Below are 18309 nucleotides of genomic sequence, written 5' to 3'. Positions count from 1 at the left end.
CGCGCAATTGATCGTCTTCGCATCGGGAGGTCACCGTGCCCGAGGATTACCCCACGGATCAACCCGTACCGGAAGGGCAGCCATCGCCCACCGATTGGCCCACCGACGAGCCCGCCGATGGATTTGAAGAGGTACCTGGCGCTGCTCCTCCCGGGTACGCTTCAGAACTAGCTGTTGAACAGGAGGACGCCCGCGACTCTCCAGATGCTCGCCAGGTCGACAGACAACCTGACAGTGCCGATGAATCGGTCGATCGGAGGGAACTGGAGGAGGGAAGCGACCAGCATAGCGTCAATGTCATCGTGCCGCCACTCGCACCCTCCCGGACCACGGTGCAGGAGTACGAGACGTTTCCGCCACTCGAGAGGGACTGGAATCCGGACGACGTCTTCCTGGTCGGCCACGCGAGTACACGCAAGCACATCAGCGACATCATGGACACGCTGCCGAACATCGACATCACAAAGACCGAAGACGGTCGTGAGTGGTACAGGATGGCGAATGCCGCGAATGGACTGGCTCCCCGCGGCGATCAATGGCAGACGTCGATCAATCGCGAAGGCAGCGAGTGGAAGCAGGGTGTCAACTCGGAGCAGGGCAGGATCAATCTGGGGCGGCTCTCGTTTGCGAGCGTGCCGAACGAGAAGGTATCGGGCGAAAAGGCGATCCTGCAGATACGCTCGATGCTGGGGCTTGGCGCCGTCATCCAGGTGCCGCTCTTTCATTCGGGATTTCACGTGTCGCTGAAGGCACCGAACGAGATGGCGATGCTCGAACTCAACCGGCAACTGATGGAGGACAAGATCGATCTGGGGCGCAACACCACCGGCTTTGCGTTTGCGAATACGTCCTCGTATCTGACGAAGTGGTTGCTCGACTTCGCCATGGATCACCTGCACGACACGACGCTGCAGGAGAAGGACAGGATCCGGGAACTGATCCTCGCGCCCGATCTGCCCATTCTCTTCTGGGGTCTGGCGTGCTCGATCTGGCCTCGCGGCTTTCAGTACGCGCGCCCGTACATCGATCCCGCCACAAAGGAGGAGCGGATCCTGCGCAGCAAACTGAACGTGAGCAAGCTGCTATGGGTCGACAACAAGGCGCTCACCGCATGGCAGATCCGGCATATGGCCGGGCGCGGCAGCAGCACGATGAGTGCCGAGAGCGTCAATCGGTACCGCAGCGAATTCACGATCGGACAGCCGCGGCGTGTGCAGCTCAGCCGCGAAATCGCGATGACGCTGCGTGTACCCTCGGCCGCCGAATATGTGCTCGCCGGCGAGCGCTGGATCGGCGAGATCGTACGCATCATCGATGGTGCCATGGAAGTGCCGCCCGATGACGAGAAACGCAACAACTACATCCTCGCGCACGGACAGGCCACGAACATGCGCCAGTACGTTCACTGGGTACAGGAGATCCATTTCGGCGAGTCCGGCATCGTCGATCGCGAAACGATCGAGAACGCCATGAACGAGCTCTCGCCTGGCGAGGAGGTGCGCAACCACTACTTCACCGAGGTGCGCAAGTACATTGACGACTGCACGGTCGCGCTCATCGGCACGAACACCGTGACGCCCGACGAGGAGAACCGGCTGCCACGATTCCCGCATATCCTGCCGATGAACGTCGAAAACACTTTTTTTACCCTGCTCGGGCAGAAAATGAGCCAGATCAACCTGAGGGACTGAAACGTCTGCACGTCTCGCAGCCGGACTTTGGTGCTCGCGTGCCGGACGAGAATCCGGTGCAGTTTGCGCTGGAGCACGCGCCGGCCATCGCAAACTCGACGGATGTCCAGTTGCTGCTGCGCGACTGCTACGAAACGGCTTACTGCATCTACAACCACGCGCTGGATAACCGCGGCGCGACATTGTCACTGGTCGCAATGCACGAAGCCGAGGATACGTCTTCAGGTGGTCTTCTGTACGAGCGGATCCGGCAATACGAAAAGCGCCAGGTCCTGGCGCACTTCGGACTGAACCTGATCGAGTTCCTGTCGTTGCCAGGTGACCTGGTGGCCTTCGTGCTGGAGCAATCGTTACTGGCCCAGCAAAGCCGCGATCGCGTGAACGAAAGGATGGTCAAGGAATTCCAGGAGGTCACAGGAAACCCCGACACGAACCCCGGCTGACGTTGAATCCACGGAATTCGAGCCTATATTGACGGAAGATATAATCAGGTCATGCCCCGATCTGGGCAACACAGGGAGCAAGGGATAAACGAGATGAGTACGCACGCAAAGGCTGAAATTCTGCTGGAGTGGCTGCGTGAGCGCAAGGACGCAACGGTCGGCGAAATCACGGCGGCCGGGCTGATGAATTCGCGCACGGCGTCGGATGCCGTGCAGTATGCAGTTCGAAATGGTGCGCTTGAGCGTCTTGTCCTCCGGGGCGCGAAAGCGAAAGAACGGGTCCGTTATCGTGTTACCGGCGTGGCATTGCCGACGCCGCGCTCGCAGGCCCAGCCGTCTTTCGATGGCTTGCTCAACGCATGGGGTATCGCCCTTGAACCGCTGCCACTGGTATCAACCGAAGTCTGCCGGCACCAGATCTGGGATGACAGGTAAGCAGGGCATCACCAGACACGACAGCCGCACAACACGAACCCGATTCGTCGCCTATTAACGGTATTCCGGCTGGTTCCGTTACCCCTTTTTGATTATGATGCACGTCCGGGCTTCGGCCCTCTTTATCTTCTTCAGGAATATCCAAAATGCAAACCGGTACGGTCAAGTGGTTCAATGACGCAAAGGGCTTTGGCTTCATTACTCCCGATGGCGGCGGTGAAGATCTGTTCGCGCACTTCTCGGAGATCCGCACGGAAGGCTTCAAGACCCTGCAGGAAAACCAGAAGGTCCAGTTCGAAGTGAAACAGGGCCCCAAGGGCAAGCAGGCAGCGAATATCCAGCCGCTTTAAGCAGCGGGTTTTCTGCCTCGCCTTCACCGAGGTTCACAATCTCCATGAACGGAAAAATTCACGACGGCGAAGCGCGCGAGCGTCTGATTGTCTGGATGCGCCGCCGCATGGCCGAGTTTGGCATCACCCCACAGGTTCTTGCCAACTCCATCCAGCAAGACCTGGACAATGCGCCGATCTACCGCGATGCGTTCGGCAATGAATGGAACGGTTCGGGCGTCATGCCGAACTGGCTGCGGGCAGCGCGTGACGCCGGCGTGAATCCTGACTTCTTCCGTGTCGCCCCAGTGGCGCATAACCAGGCGCCAATAAGCCTCGTCAACCCGCGCCAGTCTGACCTGTTCCGCTGACTAGCTTCGACGTACTACATATGGCCAATCACACAGAAGTACCTCAAGGTCGAAGGTGTCAATTGCTGTGCGTCGCGCCACTCCCATCGTCGGGAGTCCAGATATTGCTCAGGACCGGTTATTTCTCGCGGTGAGTGTGTGTCTCGATCAAGAAGACAGCGAGTGTTGAAGCCGCGCCCACCGCGAGCTTGGCATGCCGCGACTGCAGCCCCTTGGCACCCATGGCTTTACCGTGTCCAGTACCGTAGTGATTGCGCAGTTCCGCCACCCCTTGGGTAATGCTGGCGAGATTGCTAAGCAAACGCTTGATCGTCTCTGCCGCTTTGGCCCTCTCTGGTATGTCGTGCGGCGTCAATTCAAGTTCCTTGCTAGTCAGTTTCACGAGTTCAGGCAGGTCGGCGTTTTTCGAGAAGGCAACATTTCGTTCCGTCAGAATAGTCTTGCAGCAGGTCTCCACCAACTCTTTGGCGGTTCCGATCGCGAGGCCAGGATCGTTGAGCACTGCAGCGTCCATGCGCGTGATCTGTTGCGCTACATATCCCGGATCGGTGCCCGCGAGCGTATCTCGCGCGGCGGATAGGCCCGGTGTAGCGACGACCCCGACGAACCGCCCAACATAAACTGGTCGTCCCGACAGGCGGGTGCGCTCAACCAACTGAAACCCATCTGCCTGAAGGACCTGATTGAATAGCTGACACATGCGGTCCGCTTCTGTCGCATCCGCGCGTACCACCGGGTGTAAGGTTTCGCACAAGAACCGCAGGAAGATTTCATCGTCACCGTTCATCAAACCGAAGCGACTGTCGTAGAACACCCAGTCTTCATCCCAGTCGAAATTGTTGACCCGGTGCTGCCAGATGTCGCCTGCAGCATTCTTGAAGCGATTGTCGGTAGACGGCAAGGTCTCCAGATCGTAGATGCGCGACAGAAACTCGGACTCTTCCAAACGCCCGGACCAATTCAGTCTCTCGGCGGCGATTGCATCGATCAGATCGCGGCGGGTTAGTTGGCTGATTTTCAAATGACACTCCTTTCCTCGGCCAGCGGCCAGGTTTGATACCTGGCTCGACATGTTCGCCGGGCTGGCAGTCCAATGTTTCACTTGAGATAGGCAATATACGCGCCGAAATCGATCGGGGCGACCGTGCCTACTTGCTGCAAACGCTGCAGGAGCGAATACAGAAAAAAGGCCAACGCGGTGTCGGTACCGCTGACTTCCAATCCAGAGGGCTCGCACAGAAACGCACCGGCTCGCGCGACGCACCCAAGGTCAATCGCGCGCGCGCCAGCCAAACCCGCCATGACCTCGGAAAACGGTTCACCGAAGGGTGGCGACCACCCACTTTCCGTACACAACAGCCCAGCAAGAACGGGAATCGGTGGTTTCAGTGGAGTCGCCCCTCGAATGTCGACTGTTGCAGCGCTGGTGCGATGCAGAGTACGCACGGAGGCGGCCTTGTCCGCAGCATACTCAAGGTGCGCCTTATCAAGCGATTGCTTGACTTCGAATACGGCATAGACCGCTTCTGCAGGCACGTACAGGAAGTCCTGGTGCTTCAAGACGAGGTGGCTGTACTGTCGATCGTAAACCACGATGTCGATTGAGTCACTGCAATTTCCTCGGCTATCGATCACGGTCGCCTTGTCGGCGCGATAGCGCTCCGGCAGGTGTCTGGCCAGCATCCCCAGCCAGTTCGCTTCAACCGCGGCCCCTTTGTCGCCAGGGTGGTTGATAGCGCTGCGTGCAAGCGCAAGGTCGCCGGCGAGTGACGCCTGAAGGTCCGCGAAAAGTAGTTTCAAGTCAACCTGATTTGACATCGCATCACCACACGAAATCACTGTAATAAGGCCGCGCACGCGCGATACCAGCGGTTTGTGCTACCGCTCGCTTTTCCGCTTGCGTTAGATCATCCGAGATGCAGTTCGCGGTGTTGGCAGGGTCCATGATTCGTCGAGTCTCCAGGTTGGCGTGCAGCCATTCCAGGGTAAGCGAGAGGTTCGCGGCAAGCTCTCCGTACCGGCGACCGTGCAGAGCCTCCAACACACAGAGCTCCAGATAGAAGGACGGAAAGTTCAGGCCAGCCAGGTGCCGCCAAAGCTTGGCGAGGCGGATCTCGTTCGTACGTCCCGAGTTGCGCACCGTGTCGATGTGCATCGAGACGTTTGTTTGACGCCAGCTGTCGCCGCGCCGGTGATACAGCGAATGCCAGTTTTGATAGCCTGCTTGCTGCCGTCCGGGCACAAGGTCGACTGAGAGGCCGTCAACGGTGACACCGATCGACACATTCTGCTGTCGAGGGGCCCAGCCCCAACCCTGCGCAGCTGTGTACAGCTTGCCGAAGATCTCTTTCAATGTCTCCGGTGTTTGCGCATTGAGCGAGATGAAAATGTCCATGTCCGTTGAGCAGCTATTCGCCGTGCCCTTGGCGATCGAGCCGGAATAGGTCGCATCGACGAGGTAGCCTCCCGCCCACTGCGCAATGCGCGGGTAGATAATCTGGCTTGCCACGGCGCGCACGCGTGTCTCACCAACTTGATACTTGCTTAGCAAGCCGGCAAGATAGGTGTCAGCCATGGTGATCTCGCTTAGCTATTTCGATCGCACGCAGGTCATCACGAGGAGCGTGTCGCCGCATCCCCTAACTGAACGAAGAGGCGGTTGGTCGCTTCGATCAGTGGAGGTAGCTTTTCGGCCTTGCACAGACGCGTCCCGCTAAATGTACCGGACCGGAGCAAAGTCGTATCGCCTTATCTGCTCATCGTGAGTCAGCAAGAGGATGCCTTCTGCCATCGCCTGGCCAACGAGCAGCCGATCAAACGGATCTTTGTGAAGGGGTGGCAGGGCTGCGACTTCGAAAGCATGCTGAGCTTCAATGGGCAGCTCTTCGTAACCGGCGTCAAGCAGGTTCCTGCGGAGCACACGCGCATCTACCTGAAAATCGTCACGTCCGAGTGCGCTCTTGATCACGATCTCCCACAGACTCGCGACACTGAAGTACAGGATGTTTTCGGTATCCTCAATGGCGGTGCGCGCTTCGGCAGGCAAGGCAGGATCATCGGCGGCGGCCCAAACCAGCAGATGGGTATCAAGTAGCAGTTTCACGTCGCCTTGCCCTCGAACATGCCGGCGATCTCGTCGGCACCCATGGTGTCGAAGTCGGCCGGCACTTTTATCTGCCCCTTCATGAAGCCAATCCGCCGGGGAGATTTTCCGGGTTCGACATCGATGCGCACGACCTTGACCAGCGGCTTGCCAGCCTTGGCGATCACGAACGGCTCGCCGCCATTGACGGTTTCCTCAATGAGCCGCGACAGATTGGTCTTGGCATCATGGATGTTGTAGATCTGCATGATTGCACCCATAAACTTAGTTCACTGGACTTAGTTTAATCTGCAAACTACTGTCCTGCAATCACTGCGCGGTAGACACTGCGGCGGCATCTGTCAGCTTCCAGCAAAATGCGCGGGCCGGTTCGCCGCAAGCTTGCATCCAATCGAATGCCTGTATATATTACCAGTACTGTGTTTATATACAGGTTGATAGCATGGAACATCTCGTGAGGATCGTCAACGAAGCCGACCGTCAGGCGATGGTCTGGCTGCGCCAGCAGGCGGGTGATGCACGCGTCGAACGTGCTGCCCGTCAACTTGGGGAAACCCACAAGCCCTTCGTGTCGGCGCTTTACCGCTACCTGGGTGTGCGCCGTCCGGCCATGGACCTGGCCACTTCGGATCACGCCACCGACCACTCGGTAGGCGACTTCTATCTGGCGCGCATTCGGCAGCAACTCGCGCGGCATGCCGCCCGCTGAGAATGGACATGACCTTACGAACTTCCGAAACCGGCGACGCGGATGAAATGGATCTGGCAACCGAGCGGGCACTTCAGCGTGCAGGACAAGACCTGCAGCAACTCATCGTCCGCATCGCACGGCGCTACGTCGACAGGCACAAGGCCACGAGGCGAAGCCACGGACATGAAGTGGCATGGTGCTGGAAGGAACTACTCGAGATTGAGGACCAGACATTCGGTGACCTTGGGTTTCAGGGCCGCCATCCGCCGGAACTCCTTGCCAGCTTCTACCGGCTGCGCGACAGCCGTTTGCTGCCGGCCGATCTGGACGCACCGGTCGACTGGGATCGCGACGATGACGAGATGCCAGCCGTGGTGCTCGTTGTGAGAGGTCTCGTGCAGGCGGAAGCAATGATCGACTAGACGCAGGACGCCGGTTGGCGTCCACCTCCGGTAGTTCGGCATCCTATATTTTACATAATAAAAGTTATCAATTTTTGATATGACCCCGTTTATCAGACCACGGTCAACGGCGCGCGACAAGCACACGGGACTCGGCGCCGGCGCGCCTTACGCCTTTTCAAGCATCGGTGCCTGGCATTCGACGCATACATAGTGAGCGTAGCCGCGCGGGTCTTTGCCCGCGTCGATCAGGCCTTCAATCCGGACGCTCTCCCAATGCTGGGAATATGGCTGATCGTTCTCAGAGGTCGTTTCAACGCCGCTGTGTCCGTTGATGCAGGTGAAATAGCGTCGGGTGCGCATGGTCATGATCGGGTCTCCAGTGCCGCAGCGTGGCAGGCCGTCCGGTGTCGCCGTCATTCTGCCAGCCTCGCATCAAACCATACCAGCATGGCCCGGCTAATGTTCAACGGGGTCGTTAAAGGACGGACTGTCGTTGCCCGTACGGTTCACACCGGGCGTGACCTTGTGCCAGTGAAAATCATCGGACGACTTGCCCGCGTGACTGGCCAGATGCACCGCCTCCTCAAAGGTCGTCTGCGGATCCAGCCATACTTTCGCTTCTTCCGTCGTCAGCACAAGCGGTCGACGATCATGCACATCGAGCATGCCGCTTTCCGCCGGGGCCGTCACCATCACGAAACCGAACACCGCCCCGGGGGTCTCGTTGGCGGGCGGGCTGTCAAGATGCGCACTGCTCAGTCCTGCGAAATAAACGGGGGGGCCGGAGTTGGCCTGAATGAAATAAGGCTGCTTCCTGCCGCCTGCCGGCAGCCACTCATACCAGCCATCAGCGGGAATAAGTACGCGGTGCGACCTGAACAGGGTTTTCCAAGCGCTCGATGATGCCTTGTCCAGACGCGCGTTGATGATCATCGCGCCTTTGCGCGCCACCTGCCACCCCGGCCGGAAGCCCCACATTTCCAGCCGCGGCCCGTCCGGTCCGATGATCGGCTGCTTCGTGCCTGGCGACACGTTCCAGCTCGGCCGGAACATCTCTGCATGCGCCCTGAAGCGTGGATCATTCGCATCAGTCATGAGAGGTTCGACGTAGAACAGGTCCTTCTGCCCGCGCGAATATCGGCCACACATGATCGGCTCCGGTTCTGCAGTGCGTTCCGGATACGATACGCCAGCCATCTTTCTACGTTGGCCCGGGCTCCACGCGGTCGTGCGTGGCTTGTCCACAGAAATCCTGCATAACCCTGTGAACAACTCAGGACGCCGCGATCCGATGTCGTTGCAAAACAGGCGCTTGCGGAGCGCCCGGTCGGAAGATGGCCGGTTCGTTCGAATCTTCCGCATTGCCACTCCAGCGTAGCAGGACGTCGCGATACCGCGCCGGGTCGCGCCAGCCGTCGAGCGCTTGTCTTTTTCGTAACGTAACGTATCATAACAATCATAACGTAACGGACGGGGCCGGACGATGGCGCGCGAAGCACTGATTACAGCTGAGCAGGTGTATGCGGCGGCCGATGCCATGAAGGCGCAGGGCATCAAGCCAACCTCGCGGTTGATCCGTGAGCGTCTGGGCAACGTCGGCAGCATGGGGACGGTCAACCGGCTGCTCCAGAACTGGAAGGCCAGCCAGGAACGCGCGATCGCCGGCGCGTTGACGCTGCCGCCTCCGCTTCAACGCGCCCTGCTCGACCATATTGACCTGGAGCTCACCACGCAGCGCGCGGCGCTCGAGACGGAGCTTGCCGAGCTTCAGCAGGAAGTCGCGGACCTGGCCACCGAGAATGAGCGGCAGGCCGGCACCATCCAGTCCCTGGAAGAAACGCTTGACGCGCAGGCCATCGAGAAAGCCGCTGCTGAAGGAAAGGCCGCGCAGCTATCCGTGAGTCTGGACGCGGCGCGTGATGAGATAACCCGGGAGCGGGCCAGTGCTGAAGCCGCGCGCACGGAACTCGCGAAAGCACTGCTTCGACTTGAATCGCTGCCGCGGCTCGAAGGCGATCTCAGCCAGGCCCGCCTGGCGCTGGAAGAGCAACGGCATGCAAGGGTGTCGGCCGAGCAGTCGGCGGCCGTGCTGGATGCGCAGCGGGATGACCTGCTTACGCGCCTTGAGGAAGCGAAGACCCTGGTGAACCGTGCCGAGGAGCGGACCGGCCAGCTTGCCGCGGAGCTTTCGAAGGTACGCGCCGAACTCGATCAGGCTCGACTGGACGCGAGGCAGGCCGCCGAAGCAGCGGCAGAGTTGCGCGGCAAGGCGGCTGGCTCGCCGCGGCCAACGGCCGGCAAGGACACACCTGCCCGCAAGAAAGGGACGAACAAACCGTCTGCCACGTAGGAAGCAGGATCTGCCCTCACCTCACTCCCGGTTGCGCGGCTGAAACGGCAATACCTGGGCCGATGGTTTCTTCCAGTCCGAAAACCGTTCCGACAGATAGCCCTTCACGGTCAGCGAAACCAGTTCGTCGGCACCGCAACGAAGTGTCTCGGCAACCTGGTCCGGTGACTCGGCCCCCAGCACAATGAACGTCACCACCGAAGTGGACAAGGTGACAGAGGTCATGACGGGTGACTTGCCTGTCATGTAACGCTCATAGAGCTCCAGCAGATGTGGACCGATCTCGCTCACGAACTCCAGGCCGCGCAGTTTGGGGATATCACGGATGTCGCCAGCACCCCATTCGACTTCGAGCGGCTCGCCCTGCTCGCCCCGCTTTCCTCGACCAACCAGCAGGCGGTGTCGGCTTGCCAGGTGCTCCACAGCAGAAAACGCTTCATCGAGGTCCACGTCATTTTCCGGTTGTGAGACTGGGTGCTCAATTAGACGCTTCTTTCCTGCGCCACGCCAGCTTCTGCAACCCTTGATTGTCTAGCCATCGCCTGCCAGATGATCAAGCTCATCAAGTTCGGCCTCGGCCCACGCAGCAAAATTCTCGACCTCGCCCCGCAGCGACGCCAGCTGTGCCTCGGCACCGAGATCAACGGGCTGCATTGCACATAGCAGCGACATCCACTGGCTCGCTGCAAACACATAGCCCTCGAGGATCGACCTGCGATTCTCCATGAAGTGAAGCTTGAACTCATCCTTCATGGCGATCTTCAGGTCGACGGTTTGGCGCCACAGCTCGATGCTGGCGAGGATGCCATCTGAATCAAATTTGACCTCGATTTGCGTCACGGATTGTCTCCGGACGCATCGGCCTGAAGTCCGAGGAGGTCGGCGACCTGCTCCAGTTCAAGATCACCATCTGTGCGATAGCGGCGTGCCTCGATAAAGCCGAGCCCAACGAGAAACGCCCGTGCGGAGGATTCGGTTTCGCCTGGAGCGAAAGGACGCATGCCTGTTGCGCCGCCACATTGCCAGAACTCTATCGTTGGGCGGCCATAAAACTCCCGACCGAACCGGAACACACTCGGGACGACCCGCGTGCATGATTCGTCGCTCATGGCAATGGTCCAGCCGTTCTGAAATTCGTGATAGATGGGCATGCTGTCTCCCGGTTCCGGCCGATATTCTAGGGTCAGTTGATGCCATCCCGTCAATCGCCAGAACGCTCGCCTTCTGCCGCCCTCTTCCTGGTCCGCGGCCGCCGCGGCGTTGGTTGCGCCACTGGCACGAACTCCTGCGCGTCACCAAACAGGTCCGGCACAATATCCGTTACCTCTTCACCTGGAATGGGCGGAAGGTTCCCTGCACGGATCTGCTCGAGCATCTGCGATGACAGATGCGCTTCTTCAATTGCGCCGAGTCCGGCTTCAATGATCTGCTGGAGAAATACTGATTGCTTGCGCCCGGTGACCGACGCCAGCAACCGTAGTCGGTGCGCAATGGCCGGATCCAGCCGTACCCCTACCACCTCCAGTTTGTTTTCGCCTGCTCTTCTCAAGATACTCCCTGCTATCAAGCTATCGCGCGCTCGCGTATGCCGGCCCCTCGCCTACAGATGGTCGCGCGCAATAAGGACGCCATGCACCTGCTCCACAAATGCCTCGACCCTATCCGACTGCCGTTACGTTGTACAGGAGTGGTGAAGCCCGCGTACTGTCGTTCGTGAGAAAGGAATGTTGCCCGATCACCCTGCCGACGCCTGAAATACTTTCGTTCGGCGTAATACCGTGCCGGGCATATCTAACGGTTTGGAGGATACGTCCTGTCGTTGTAATGCTGTAGCTCTCGTTGCAGTTCGTGCTGTTGCTCGAGTGTCTCGACACGCGTCAGCCGTCCCTCAAGCATCGCCATTTTTGTGTTCTGCTCCTTCATTTCTGTCCGTATTTCCAGCCCTGCATCACGCATTGCCGCGACGCTGTCGTCAATGTTTGCGACATGCCATACCACCGACACCATGCCCCCAATGATGGTGCCGATCGCGCAGACCACTCCCCACAGAGGAATCGTTCGCTCAACATGAAGCGACATCCTGTCAGTGTCCTTCAGGTCCGGTACTGGCATCACCCGTCTCCCCTGCGTGCCGTCATCTTCCGGACGCGCCGTGTCACGCGACCGGCTGCGACCGCGAGTCCCCCACGCGGCGGACCCATACGATGCGCCTGGCAGTTAATCGGCCACGTCGGCAGCTTTGCGCAACTAACAGGGAGAGAGCACAACCGGCCCTCCCTGCTCTCGCGTATCTCATAAACTTCGCGGATACTGTACATCCATACAGGCATGAGGCGTGGGAAATGGAACCAGTCTGGGAATGGAAATGGTCGTATTGGGACGAGGCGCAGAACCGCTTCGAGGCAACTCCTGTCTGGATGACGGACGCCGAAGCGTGCTCCGACTTCTGGGCTTACAACGATGAGCGCTCGCACAAACTCGAACACACGAAGCGGGATCGCAATAGTACAACGGGCATCGAGGTCGATCCACCTGAGGCCACCATCGACTGGAAGCGCGAGGTACGTCGCCGTCGGGAACGCAGCCAGTTCGGGCTGCCACCGTTCGTGACGCCCACTTACGAGGATCTGCGGAAAATATGGGTCGAGCATCCGCATCCTGTCCCGAGGCGACTCGCTCTTGAAGTGCAGACTGGCCGATACGCAATCTTCGAGATCGCGGGCATGGCCGCGGAAGCCTACTGGTATCTGGATCGCGACAGCACGACAGTGGAGGATTGCCGCAGGGAATTACGCAAACTGCGCCGCCGCTTGATGGCCGAGCTGAATCGTATCGGCCCGGTCGACCGGCAACGGAATCGTTGATGTTTGGGGAGAGCGGCCGGATGCAGAAAATACTGCGCCCCGTGATTATGTGTTCGAGCAGACCGCATTACTCGACACCAGCCCTTTCCACCAGTCCGAGGTCATTCTCCAGCAAGCGCCTTCCTGAATCTGTGAAGCGGACCACCCCGATCGCGCTCACATGTCACACCCAACTGATGTACCAGGGCAAGTTCGTCATGGTGCATCGCTAAACAAGAATGGAGTCAAAGGCTCGGTGCCCTGCCCCGCCTCAGACTTCACGTTCCTCTGAATCTCGTCCGCGGAGACGCAACAGCATTCGCGGCGGGCCTCCCATACTCGATTTACCGGCAGCAAACCCATCTATTACGAATTACGTATCGAACAATACAAATTCACCCTGCCCTCACCCACACGTGTCTCGGCACGGCAAGTTTCGGCGCCCAGCATGCCGCTGTGCACTTTCGCCATCGATTTTTCGTGAAACATTTCGCGCGAAATCGCCTAAGTCGCTGATCAATAAAGCGTTCCAGCCCCTCATTCCTGAGGTCGCTATGTTTCACGGATTCGTCTGAACTTGAAGCGATCTCTAGCTTTCCCCGCCAATACCTTACCCGACGGGGTTTAGCCGGTGGAAAGTTAACTTGCTCTCACCCCGTTTACCGGCTAGAGTTCCCCAAAATTCTGTCGTGCGACACATTCTTCGGTTGATAGCGATTTTTTGAAAAACCGAGGAATTCACAATCAAGAGGTATCTCTCGTGAATGCAAGCACTTTGCTCGCTACCAAACTGCCGCCCGCGCTGGACTTTGCCGCATCCATGGACACCTTGGCCGACGTGGCCGAGCGCGCAGCTGGGGTCCTCAATCAGATTCGTGACCGCATGCTGGAACCATACCCGCGCAAGCGTCCACCTACGTTCACCAGTGCGCAGGTCGCCAGCCTTTGTGGACTCGAAAAGCTGCGATTCCAATACCTGACCACGAAGGGCGACCTCCCTGCTGGCACGTCAGTTGGCAACGGCAAGAGCAAGACCTTCACCTTGGACGAAACGTTACGTTACATCCGCGCTGCTGGCAATCGTCCCGCGCGACCAGAAAACGCGCCCGGTAAGGTTGTGACCGTCGCCAACTTCAAGGGAGGTGTCGCGAAAACCACGACCGCCGTCTCGCTTGCACAGGGACTCACTTTGCGTGGCCGAAAGGTTCTGGTTATTGACTGTGATCCGCAAGGTACCGCCACACAACTTTGTGGCTTCTCCCCCGAAACGGAAATCGGCGAAGAAAAAACGCTCATGCCTCTGATCTACGGGGATGAGACGGGACTGGACTACGCAATTCAGGAAACCTACTGGCAGGACCTAGACTTGATCCCTGCGTCGTCTGGACTCTTCAGCGCTGAGTTTCATATTCCAGGCAAGCTGGCCAGTGACCACGAGTTCGCGTTCTGGAACATCCTGAATCAAGGTCTGGTCGACATCAAGAACCGATACGACGCCATTATCATCGACACCCCGCCCTCGCTGAGTTATTTGACCATCAATGCTCTGATGGCGGCTGATGGATTACTGATGCCCTGCCCGCCTGAAGGCCTCGACTTCGCGAGTTCGACGCAATTCTGGTTTCTCTTCACGGAAATGGCGCGCCACGTTCCGGCAATGCGCGAGACAAAGAACTTCGACTTTGTGAATGTCGTTTTGACGAAATCCAAAAACGATGATCTTTCCGGCGTTGTTCGGGGCTGGCTACAAAAGGCGTACGGGGATCGTGTTCTTCCGTATGAAATCCCAGAGTCGGTCGTCCCCAAGAGTGCGTCTGCTCAACTTTCTACCGTCTATGACCTAACGAAGCCTGAAGGCAGCGTTGCGGCGTACACACGTTTCAAGGATCCGATGGATCGGTTGGTCAGGCATATCGACTCTCAGTTTGTTCAAGCGTGGTCGTCTTCCCAGATGGAGGTCTAATGCGCGCCGCACAACGACTCAGCGAAAAAACAAAGGACATCGAGGTCCCCGAGCCATCACACTCGACTTCCAGCGATCCCTTTCGCCCAAGAACTGCCCCCGGCGGGGCGTTGGCATTCCAATCGGCAATGCGTGAAAAGCAAGCCGAAATCGATGCGATGTCCGCGGAGTTGGCCGAACTCCGAGCCCAAAAGCAGAGTGGCTCGCCGAGCGGTGTTGAGATTCCGCTCGACCAGCTACATGAGGTCGCTGGCCGCCGACGCTATATGCCGCCTGAAAAATTCGTCGAACTGCGGGAGAACCTGCGACATCAGGATCTAATTCAGTTGGTCGTTGTCCTTCCACGCGCTGAGGGCGGCTATGAGATTCAGTCAGGCCACCACCGAGTTGACGCTTACCGAGAGCTCGGGCGGGAAACGATTCGATGCATCCTTGGCGACGCCACAGAAGACAAAGCCGACGACGGCGCCTTCTGGGCCAACTTGATGCAGTCCGACCTGACCGATTACGAGAAGTTTGTTGGGCTGAAACGCTTTCACTCGAAGCATCCCGAACTGAGTCAAGCGGAGCTCGGTGAGCGCGTCGGCATTAGCAGCTCGCACATCAACGCCCTTCTCTCTTTTAACCGCCTGCCCGAACAAGCATGCGCCATCCTCGAAGCTAACAAGGCAATCATGGGTGCCAACGCAGCGGCAGAACTGGCAACCATTGCAGAAAACGGGAAGGCAGATCGGGTTGTGGAAGCAGTGCGACGCCTCGCTGAGCGCGAGTTTGATCAGGCGCAGGCGGTCAAATATGCGAAGACCGTCGAGACGCCCAAGGCAGTCAAGGCGGTCGCTGCGTCGTACAAAGTCAAGACCGGGAAAAGTACATGGTGCGACGTGCGCAAGACAAAAAACATAATGCGCATCGAATTCCATTCGGAAGCCGTAGCAGATGCTGTTCAAGAAGCCATCAAGCAGCACCTCGAAGCACTCGCCGCGAAGTCGTAGAACGCTAAGTGATTGATTTTATTGCGATCCGTAGTACGGATAAGGACAACACCGTGAAATAGCTGCTTGAAAGACAAAAGCCCCCAGCTGGAAACTGAGGGCTTTTGCGTAAGTGGGCTTGGCTGGAAACCTTCGCTCACTACACTCTCCAGCTGGAAACTGGAAAGATCGACTGACAAGATCGGAGTGTAGCGCAGTGAGATAGCCAGTCAAGCGTTTTCAATCCATTTTCTGAAAATGGACTGCTCGACATGTCTATCGCGCAACTCTCAGTTGCAGGCGAGGGTGAAGCTCATCTCTCGGAAATTGATGAATCCGCTGCGCACGAGTACACGTGCGACAACGTCAACCTCCACTGGGTGATCTTTCGCGCTGCTTATCGTGCTGCACGGATTCCCGGCCTTCCCCGTCGCGCCTGCGATCTTCTGGCTGCCCTCGCCCGTACCGTCGACAAAAAGAAACCTGCCGCCCGGATCTTCATCGGCCGCGACCGCCTGACTGAGCGTGCTCGTCAATCCAAACGCACGCTCTACCGCAGTCTCGAGGATCTAGCCGAGGCCGGTCTGATCGTCCGCGGCGAGCAGTTGCGTGATCGAGAGAACCAGTTCGACCGTGCGTATCTTTATCTGAGCGAGGCGGCGATTCGTCTGCTCGGGTACCTCGATGACCTCCCTGATCGTCGGCTTACAGGCCGGGCTTCGGCACGCGCCAAAAGTGCCGAAGCGGGCAATGACGCTGCGGAGAAGGCGGACTACGCTTCGGCTGAACCCCAGCAAGATTCCCCGTGTGCCAATCTGGCAGACCGTATACAAGAAGATCTTTCCCCAGATTCTTTTCAAAAAAGACAATCAGGAAACGTACCCGCGGATCTCCAGCGTCTGCGCGGTCTGGGTTTTTCTGATTTCCTGATTTTCAAACTCATGCGCCAGGCGGGTGAGGCACGCAAACGCCTCTCCGATGTCGTTGAGGTCACGTGGCCGAACCTCCAGAAGGCCAAGCGCCCGATCTGCTATCTCGGCGCCCTGCTTCGCAACCCTGTGGACTTTTCGCACCAGCTGCGTCAGCGCAGCGCGGCCAAGGCCGAAGCCGAGGCACGGAAGAACCGAGCGTCACAAGCACAGGAAAGCGCGAAAGAGAACGCTGGCAAGATCTTCGAACACATCGATGGCAAATCCCGCTACACGATCGATTCGACCGGCGAGCACCTTTCGGTCTACAGCTATGAGGAAGGCGTCGACCGTCAGGCAACGAACTGGGAGCAAGGTTTCGCTGATGCTCTCGCAGCGGGCCGTCTCCGCGAAGTGACCGGGGTCAACAGCGGCGCTCACGTCCCGGTGCCGGTTGCCAGAATCGAACCGAGGGCCGCTGTGACGTCTGAGGACCGCCAACACGTCGCAGCTCTTCGTGATGTGCTGAAGGCCGCGTTGTCGGGCCAAAAAAATAAAGCAGGAAAGGTGGGGCTGGAATCCATCCAGCCCCGGGGTGAAACTGCCAGGTTCATTGCTTCCCCGGTTTGAAGATCTGGACATCTGCCAGGGGAAGACGCCCCACAAGCTTGCCGTTGCCGGCGCCGACCAGCGTACGGATGAGTCTCAGGTAGCTCGTGTCGACGCCCTCGTCCTCGCACCAGTTGAGAAAATCGGCAGGACTAATCTCACAGGCAAGGGACTCAGGTTTTGCAGCCGCTTCTTGGACCTCGTTCTCCATGTGCGCAAGAAGAGCTTCCAGCAGCACCCACGCATCATTGACCTCGGATGATTTCTCTGTCAGAACACGCCCGTCGAGCGCGTGACAATGCGCGAGTGGGGTATCGTCTGCAAGCGGTGCGGATGGTGGATCGATTCCATACACCAGACTGCAAGCGTCCTCAGCCCGCCAGATTGCCCGGTTGAGCCACCAGATCACACGGGCGCATTGCTGTGCCGCAACATAGCGGGATTCAGTATCACCTCGCTTAAGCGTCGCCACGTTGCGCAACTCCCGGATGCCCTCCTGCCGCCGGTCTGCTTCGCCCGACGTTTCCAGCAGTTTCGTGAGCTGGCCTTCCATCAGATCGAACTCTGCCTGATTCCTTTTCTGGTTGTGAAGCATGGTTCTAAACATCAACATCAACGCGCTCCTTCTTCAGATGCATGCGAATCACAAACGGTGTTGGCCACGAACGGTAATTGCGGAAACACAATCTGCCGACATCGGGCGGTAGCAACGCCCGGTGCAAGCTGCTGCGTTTCTGCCTCATTCCAGACGATTTGCACCACGCAGGCACGACCGGGATACAGCTCGGCCAGCATCTCCATCATGCCGGCGTGCTCGCCAGGCAGCGGGGTGTCTGGTGTCGCGACCAGACGCAGTTCGATACGACCGGCCATCAGATCGTCGCGAATCCCCAGCGGGGCATGTCCTTTCGTTTTTGCGAATTCCCGGGCCACCCGATCGATGAGATGCAGGGCAGTGCGCCGCGTGATATTTCCCGATACGACCAGTTCGGGGAGATGCGATTCCGTCATTCCGGCCGTGAAGAAAAACTGGTCGGTACGATCGGCGATCGTGCTCGAAGCATCGAGACAGATATAGCCGTGCGCCCGGATTCGCTCCCTGATATCGGCGTAGAAGTCCTGCACCTGATTTTCAACTCTTCGGATCTGGTTCGCACTATAGGCGAGCGTCAGCATGATGATGTTTCTCCTTGTGGAT

26 protein-coding genes are annotated in these 18309 nt (G+C 58.6%); 12 read left to right on the top strand and 14 right to left on the bottom strand.

All coding sequences use genetic code 11. The features are described from left to right. The first annotated feature begins 35 nt into the window (after nt 1-35). The 5 genes from L0U80_RS31055 to L0U80_RS31035 all read left to right on the top strand — a co-directional run bounded on the left by L0U80_RS31055 (nt 36) and on the right by L0U80_RS31035 (nt 3269). A complete protein-coding gene (locus tag L0U80_RS31055; protein WP_233875133.1) occupies nt 36-1691 on the top strand; it encodes a hypothetical protein in 1656 nt (551 codons plus the stop codon). Nucleotides 1692-1747: 56 nt separating this feature from the next. After that, nucleotides 1748-2134: a hypothetical protein gene (locus L0U80_RS31050; protein ID WP_233875130.1), complete on the top strand. Its 387-nt coding sequence runs from the start codon at nt 1748-1750 to the stop codon at nt 2132-2134. Between the two features lie 93 nt (nt 2135-2227). Further along, on the top strand, nt 2228-2569 hold the full coding sequence (locus tag L0U80_RS31045) for a hypothetical protein (protein WP_233875127.1): 342 nt from the start codon (nt 2228-2230) through the stop codon (nt 2567-2569). Between the two features lie 146 nt (nt 2570-2715). Beyond that, the gene (locus L0U80_RS31040) at nt 2716-2919 is read left to right on the top strand and encodes a cold-shock protein (RefSeq protein ID WP_233874699.1); all 204 of its coding nucleotides are present in this window, start codon (nt 2716-2718) and stop codon (nt 2917-2919) included. Between the two features lie 44 nt (nt 2920-2963). Further along, nucleotides 2964-3269 carry an H-NS family nucleoid-associated regulatory protein gene (locus tag L0U80_RS31035; RefSeq protein WP_233875123.1) on the top strand — a complete coding sequence of 102 codons (306 nt, stop codon included), beginning with the start codon at nt 2964-2966 and terminating at the stop codon, nt 3267-3269. Between the two features lie 118 nt (nt 3270-3387). Here L0U80_RS31035 and L0U80_RS31030 read toward each other — a convergent pair whose 3' ends face one another. From L0U80_RS31030 to L0U80_RS31010, 5 genes are all read right to left on the bottom strand, one after another. Continuing rightward, a complete protein-coding gene (locus tag L0U80_RS31030; RefSeq protein WP_233875122.1) occupies nt 3388-4290 on the bottom strand; it encodes an abortive infection family protein in 903 nt (300 codons plus the stop codon). A gap of 77 nt (nt 4291-4367) precedes the next feature. Next, entirely contained in the window at nt 4368-5087 is a 720-nt protein-coding gene (locus L0U80_RS31025) for a DUF6602 domain-containing protein (protein WP_233875120.1), read from the bottom strand. 4 nt (nt 5088-5091) lie between these two features. Continuing rightward, a complete protein-coding gene (locus L0U80_RS31020; RefSeq protein WP_233875117.1) occupies nt 5092-5844 on the bottom strand; it encodes a nucleotidyltransferase in 753 nt (250 codons plus the stop codon). 138 nt (nt 5845-5982) lie between these two features. Beyond that, the gene (locus tag L0U80_RS31015) at nt 5983-6372 is read right to left on the bottom strand and encodes a type II toxin-antitoxin system VapC family toxin (protein WP_233875110.1); all 390 of its coding nucleotides are present in this window, start codon (nt 6370-6372) and stop codon (nt 5983-5985) included. Further along, nucleotides 6369-6620 (bottom strand): type II toxin-antitoxin system Phd/YefM family antitoxin, encoded by a 252-nt coding sequence (locus L0U80_RS31010; RefSeq protein ID WP_233875107.1) that lies wholly within the window; start codon nt 6618-6620, stop codon nt 6369-6371. Before L0U80_RS31010 ends, L0U80_RS31015 begins: the two co-directional genes overlap by 4 nt. Before the next feature lie 194 nt (nt 6621-6814). On the opposite strand from L0U80_RS31010, the gene L0U80_RS31005 reads away from it, so the two are divergent. After that, the gene (locus L0U80_RS31005) at nt 6815-7081 is read left to right on the top strand and encodes a CppA family protein (protein WP_233875106.1); all 267 of its coding nucleotides are present in this window, start codon (nt 6815-6817) and stop codon (nt 7079-7081) included. Nucleotides 7082-7089: 8 nt separating this feature from the next. Then, nucleotides 7090-7485, top strand: coding sequence for a DUF2471 family protein (locus L0U80_RS31000; protein WP_233875105.1), 396 nt, complete (start codon nt 7090-7092; stop codon nt 7483-7485). A 147-nt stretch (nt 7486-7632) separates the two neighbouring features. Here the strand turns inward: L0U80_RS31000 and L0U80_RS30995 are convergent, their stop codons facing one another. Beyond that, complete coding sequence (locus L0U80_RS30995) at nt 7633-7833, bottom strand: hypothetical protein (protein WP_233875103.1); 201 nt, start codon at nt 7831-7833, stop codon at nt 7633-7635. A 90-nt stretch (nt 7834-7923) separates the two neighbouring features. Continuing rightward, nucleotides 7924-8616, bottom strand: a complete 693-nt coding sequence (locus L0U80_RS30990; RefSeq protein WP_267955052.1) for an SOS response-associated peptidase — start codon at nt 8614-8616, stop codon at nt 7924-7926. 334 nt (nt 8617-8950) lie between these two features. On the opposite strand from L0U80_RS30990, the gene L0U80_RS30985 reads away from it, so the two are divergent. Continuing rightward, a complete protein-coding gene (locus L0U80_RS30985) occupies nt 8951-9817 on the top strand; it encodes a DNA-binding protein (RefSeq protein WP_233875101.1) in 867 nt (288 codons plus the stop codon). A 21-nt stretch (nt 9818-9838) separates the two neighbouring features. Here the strand turns inward: L0U80_RS30985 and L0U80_RS30980 are convergent, their stop codons facing one another. The 5 genes from L0U80_RS30980 to L0U80_RS30960 all read right to left on the bottom strand — a co-directional run bounded on the left by L0U80_RS30980 (nt 9839) and on the right by L0U80_RS30960 (nt 11929). Continuing rightward, complete coding sequence (locus L0U80_RS30980; RefSeq protein ID WP_233875100.1) at nt 9839-10267, bottom strand: hypothetical protein; 429 nt, start codon at nt 10265-10267, stop codon at nt 9839-9841. A gap of 81 nt (nt 10268-10348) precedes the next feature. Then, entirely contained in the window at nt 10349-10657 is a 309-nt protein-coding gene (locus L0U80_RS30975; protein ID WP_233875099.1) for a hypothetical protein, read from the bottom strand. Continuing rightward, nucleotides 10654-10968, bottom strand: a complete 315-nt coding sequence (locus tag L0U80_RS30970; RefSeq protein ID WP_233875097.1) for a hypothetical protein — start codon at nt 10966-10968, stop codon at nt 10654-10656. Before L0U80_RS30970 ends, L0U80_RS30975 begins: the two co-directional genes overlap by 4 nt. A gap of 50 nt (nt 10969-11018) precedes the next feature. Next, on the bottom strand, nt 11019-11366 hold the full coding sequence (locus L0U80_RS31755) for a YlcI/YnfO family protein (RefSeq protein ID WP_308444907.1): 348 nt from the start codon (nt 11364-11366) through the stop codon (nt 11019-11021). A gap of 242 nt (nt 11367-11608) precedes the next feature. Further along, on the bottom strand, nt 11609-11929 hold the full coding sequence (locus L0U80_RS30960) for a hypothetical protein (protein ID WP_233875096.1): 321 nt from the start codon (nt 11927-11929) through the stop codon (nt 11609-11611). A gap of 230 nt (nt 11930-12159) precedes the next feature. Here L0U80_RS30960 and L0U80_RS30955 point away from each other — a divergent pair, with 230 nt between their 5' ends. From L0U80_RS30955 to L0U80_RS30940, 4 genes are all read left to right on the top strand, one after another. Then, nucleotides 12160-12681: a hypothetical protein gene (locus tag L0U80_RS30955; RefSeq protein WP_233875094.1), complete on the top strand. Its 522-nt coding sequence runs from the start codon at nt 12160-12162 to the stop codon at nt 12679-12681. A gap of 739 nt (nt 12682-13420) precedes the next feature. After that, entirely contained in the window at nt 13421-14623 is a 1203-nt protein-coding gene (locus tag L0U80_RS30950; protein WP_233875093.1) for a ParA family protein, read from the top strand. Further along, nucleotides 14623-15615, top strand: a complete 993-nt coding sequence (locus L0U80_RS30945; protein ID WP_233875091.1) for a ParB/RepB/Spo0J family partition protein — start codon at nt 14623-14625, stop codon at nt 15613-15615. Before L0U80_RS30950 ends, L0U80_RS30945 begins: the two co-directional genes overlap by 1 nt. A 251-nt stretch (nt 15616-15866) precedes the next feature. Continuing rightward, a complete protein-coding gene (locus L0U80_RS30940) occupies nt 15867-17132 on the top strand; it encodes a Replication protein O (protein WP_233875090.1) in 1266 nt (421 codons plus the stop codon). Here L0U80_RS30940 and L0U80_RS30935 read toward each other — a convergent pair. Both L0U80_RS30935 and L0U80_RS30930 read right to left on the bottom strand, forming a co-directional pair. After that, complete coding sequence (locus tag L0U80_RS30935; protein ID WP_233875089.1) at nt 17113-17724, bottom strand: hypothetical protein; 612 nt, start codon at nt 17722-17724, stop codon at nt 17113-17115. The genes L0U80_RS30940 and L0U80_RS30935 overlap by 20 nt on opposite strands. Then, nucleotides 17724-18287, bottom strand: coding sequence for a DUF4262 domain-containing protein (locus tag L0U80_RS30930; protein WP_233875088.1), 564 nt, complete (start codon nt 18285-18287; stop codon nt 17724-17726). The genes L0U80_RS30935 and L0U80_RS30930 overlap by 1 nt, the downstream gene beginning before the upstream one ends. Between the last annotated feature and the right edge of the window lie 22 nt (nt 18288-18309).

It is taken from the genome of Paraburkholderia adhaesiva, assembly GCF_021390575.1.
Lineage (GTDB): Bacteria > Pseudomonadota > Gammaproteobacteria > Burkholderiales > Burkholderiaceae > Paraburkholderia > Paraburkholderia adhaesiva.
Note: the sequence above shows the minus strand (reverse complement) of the source record. Positions and strands in the feature narration are given on the sequence as shown.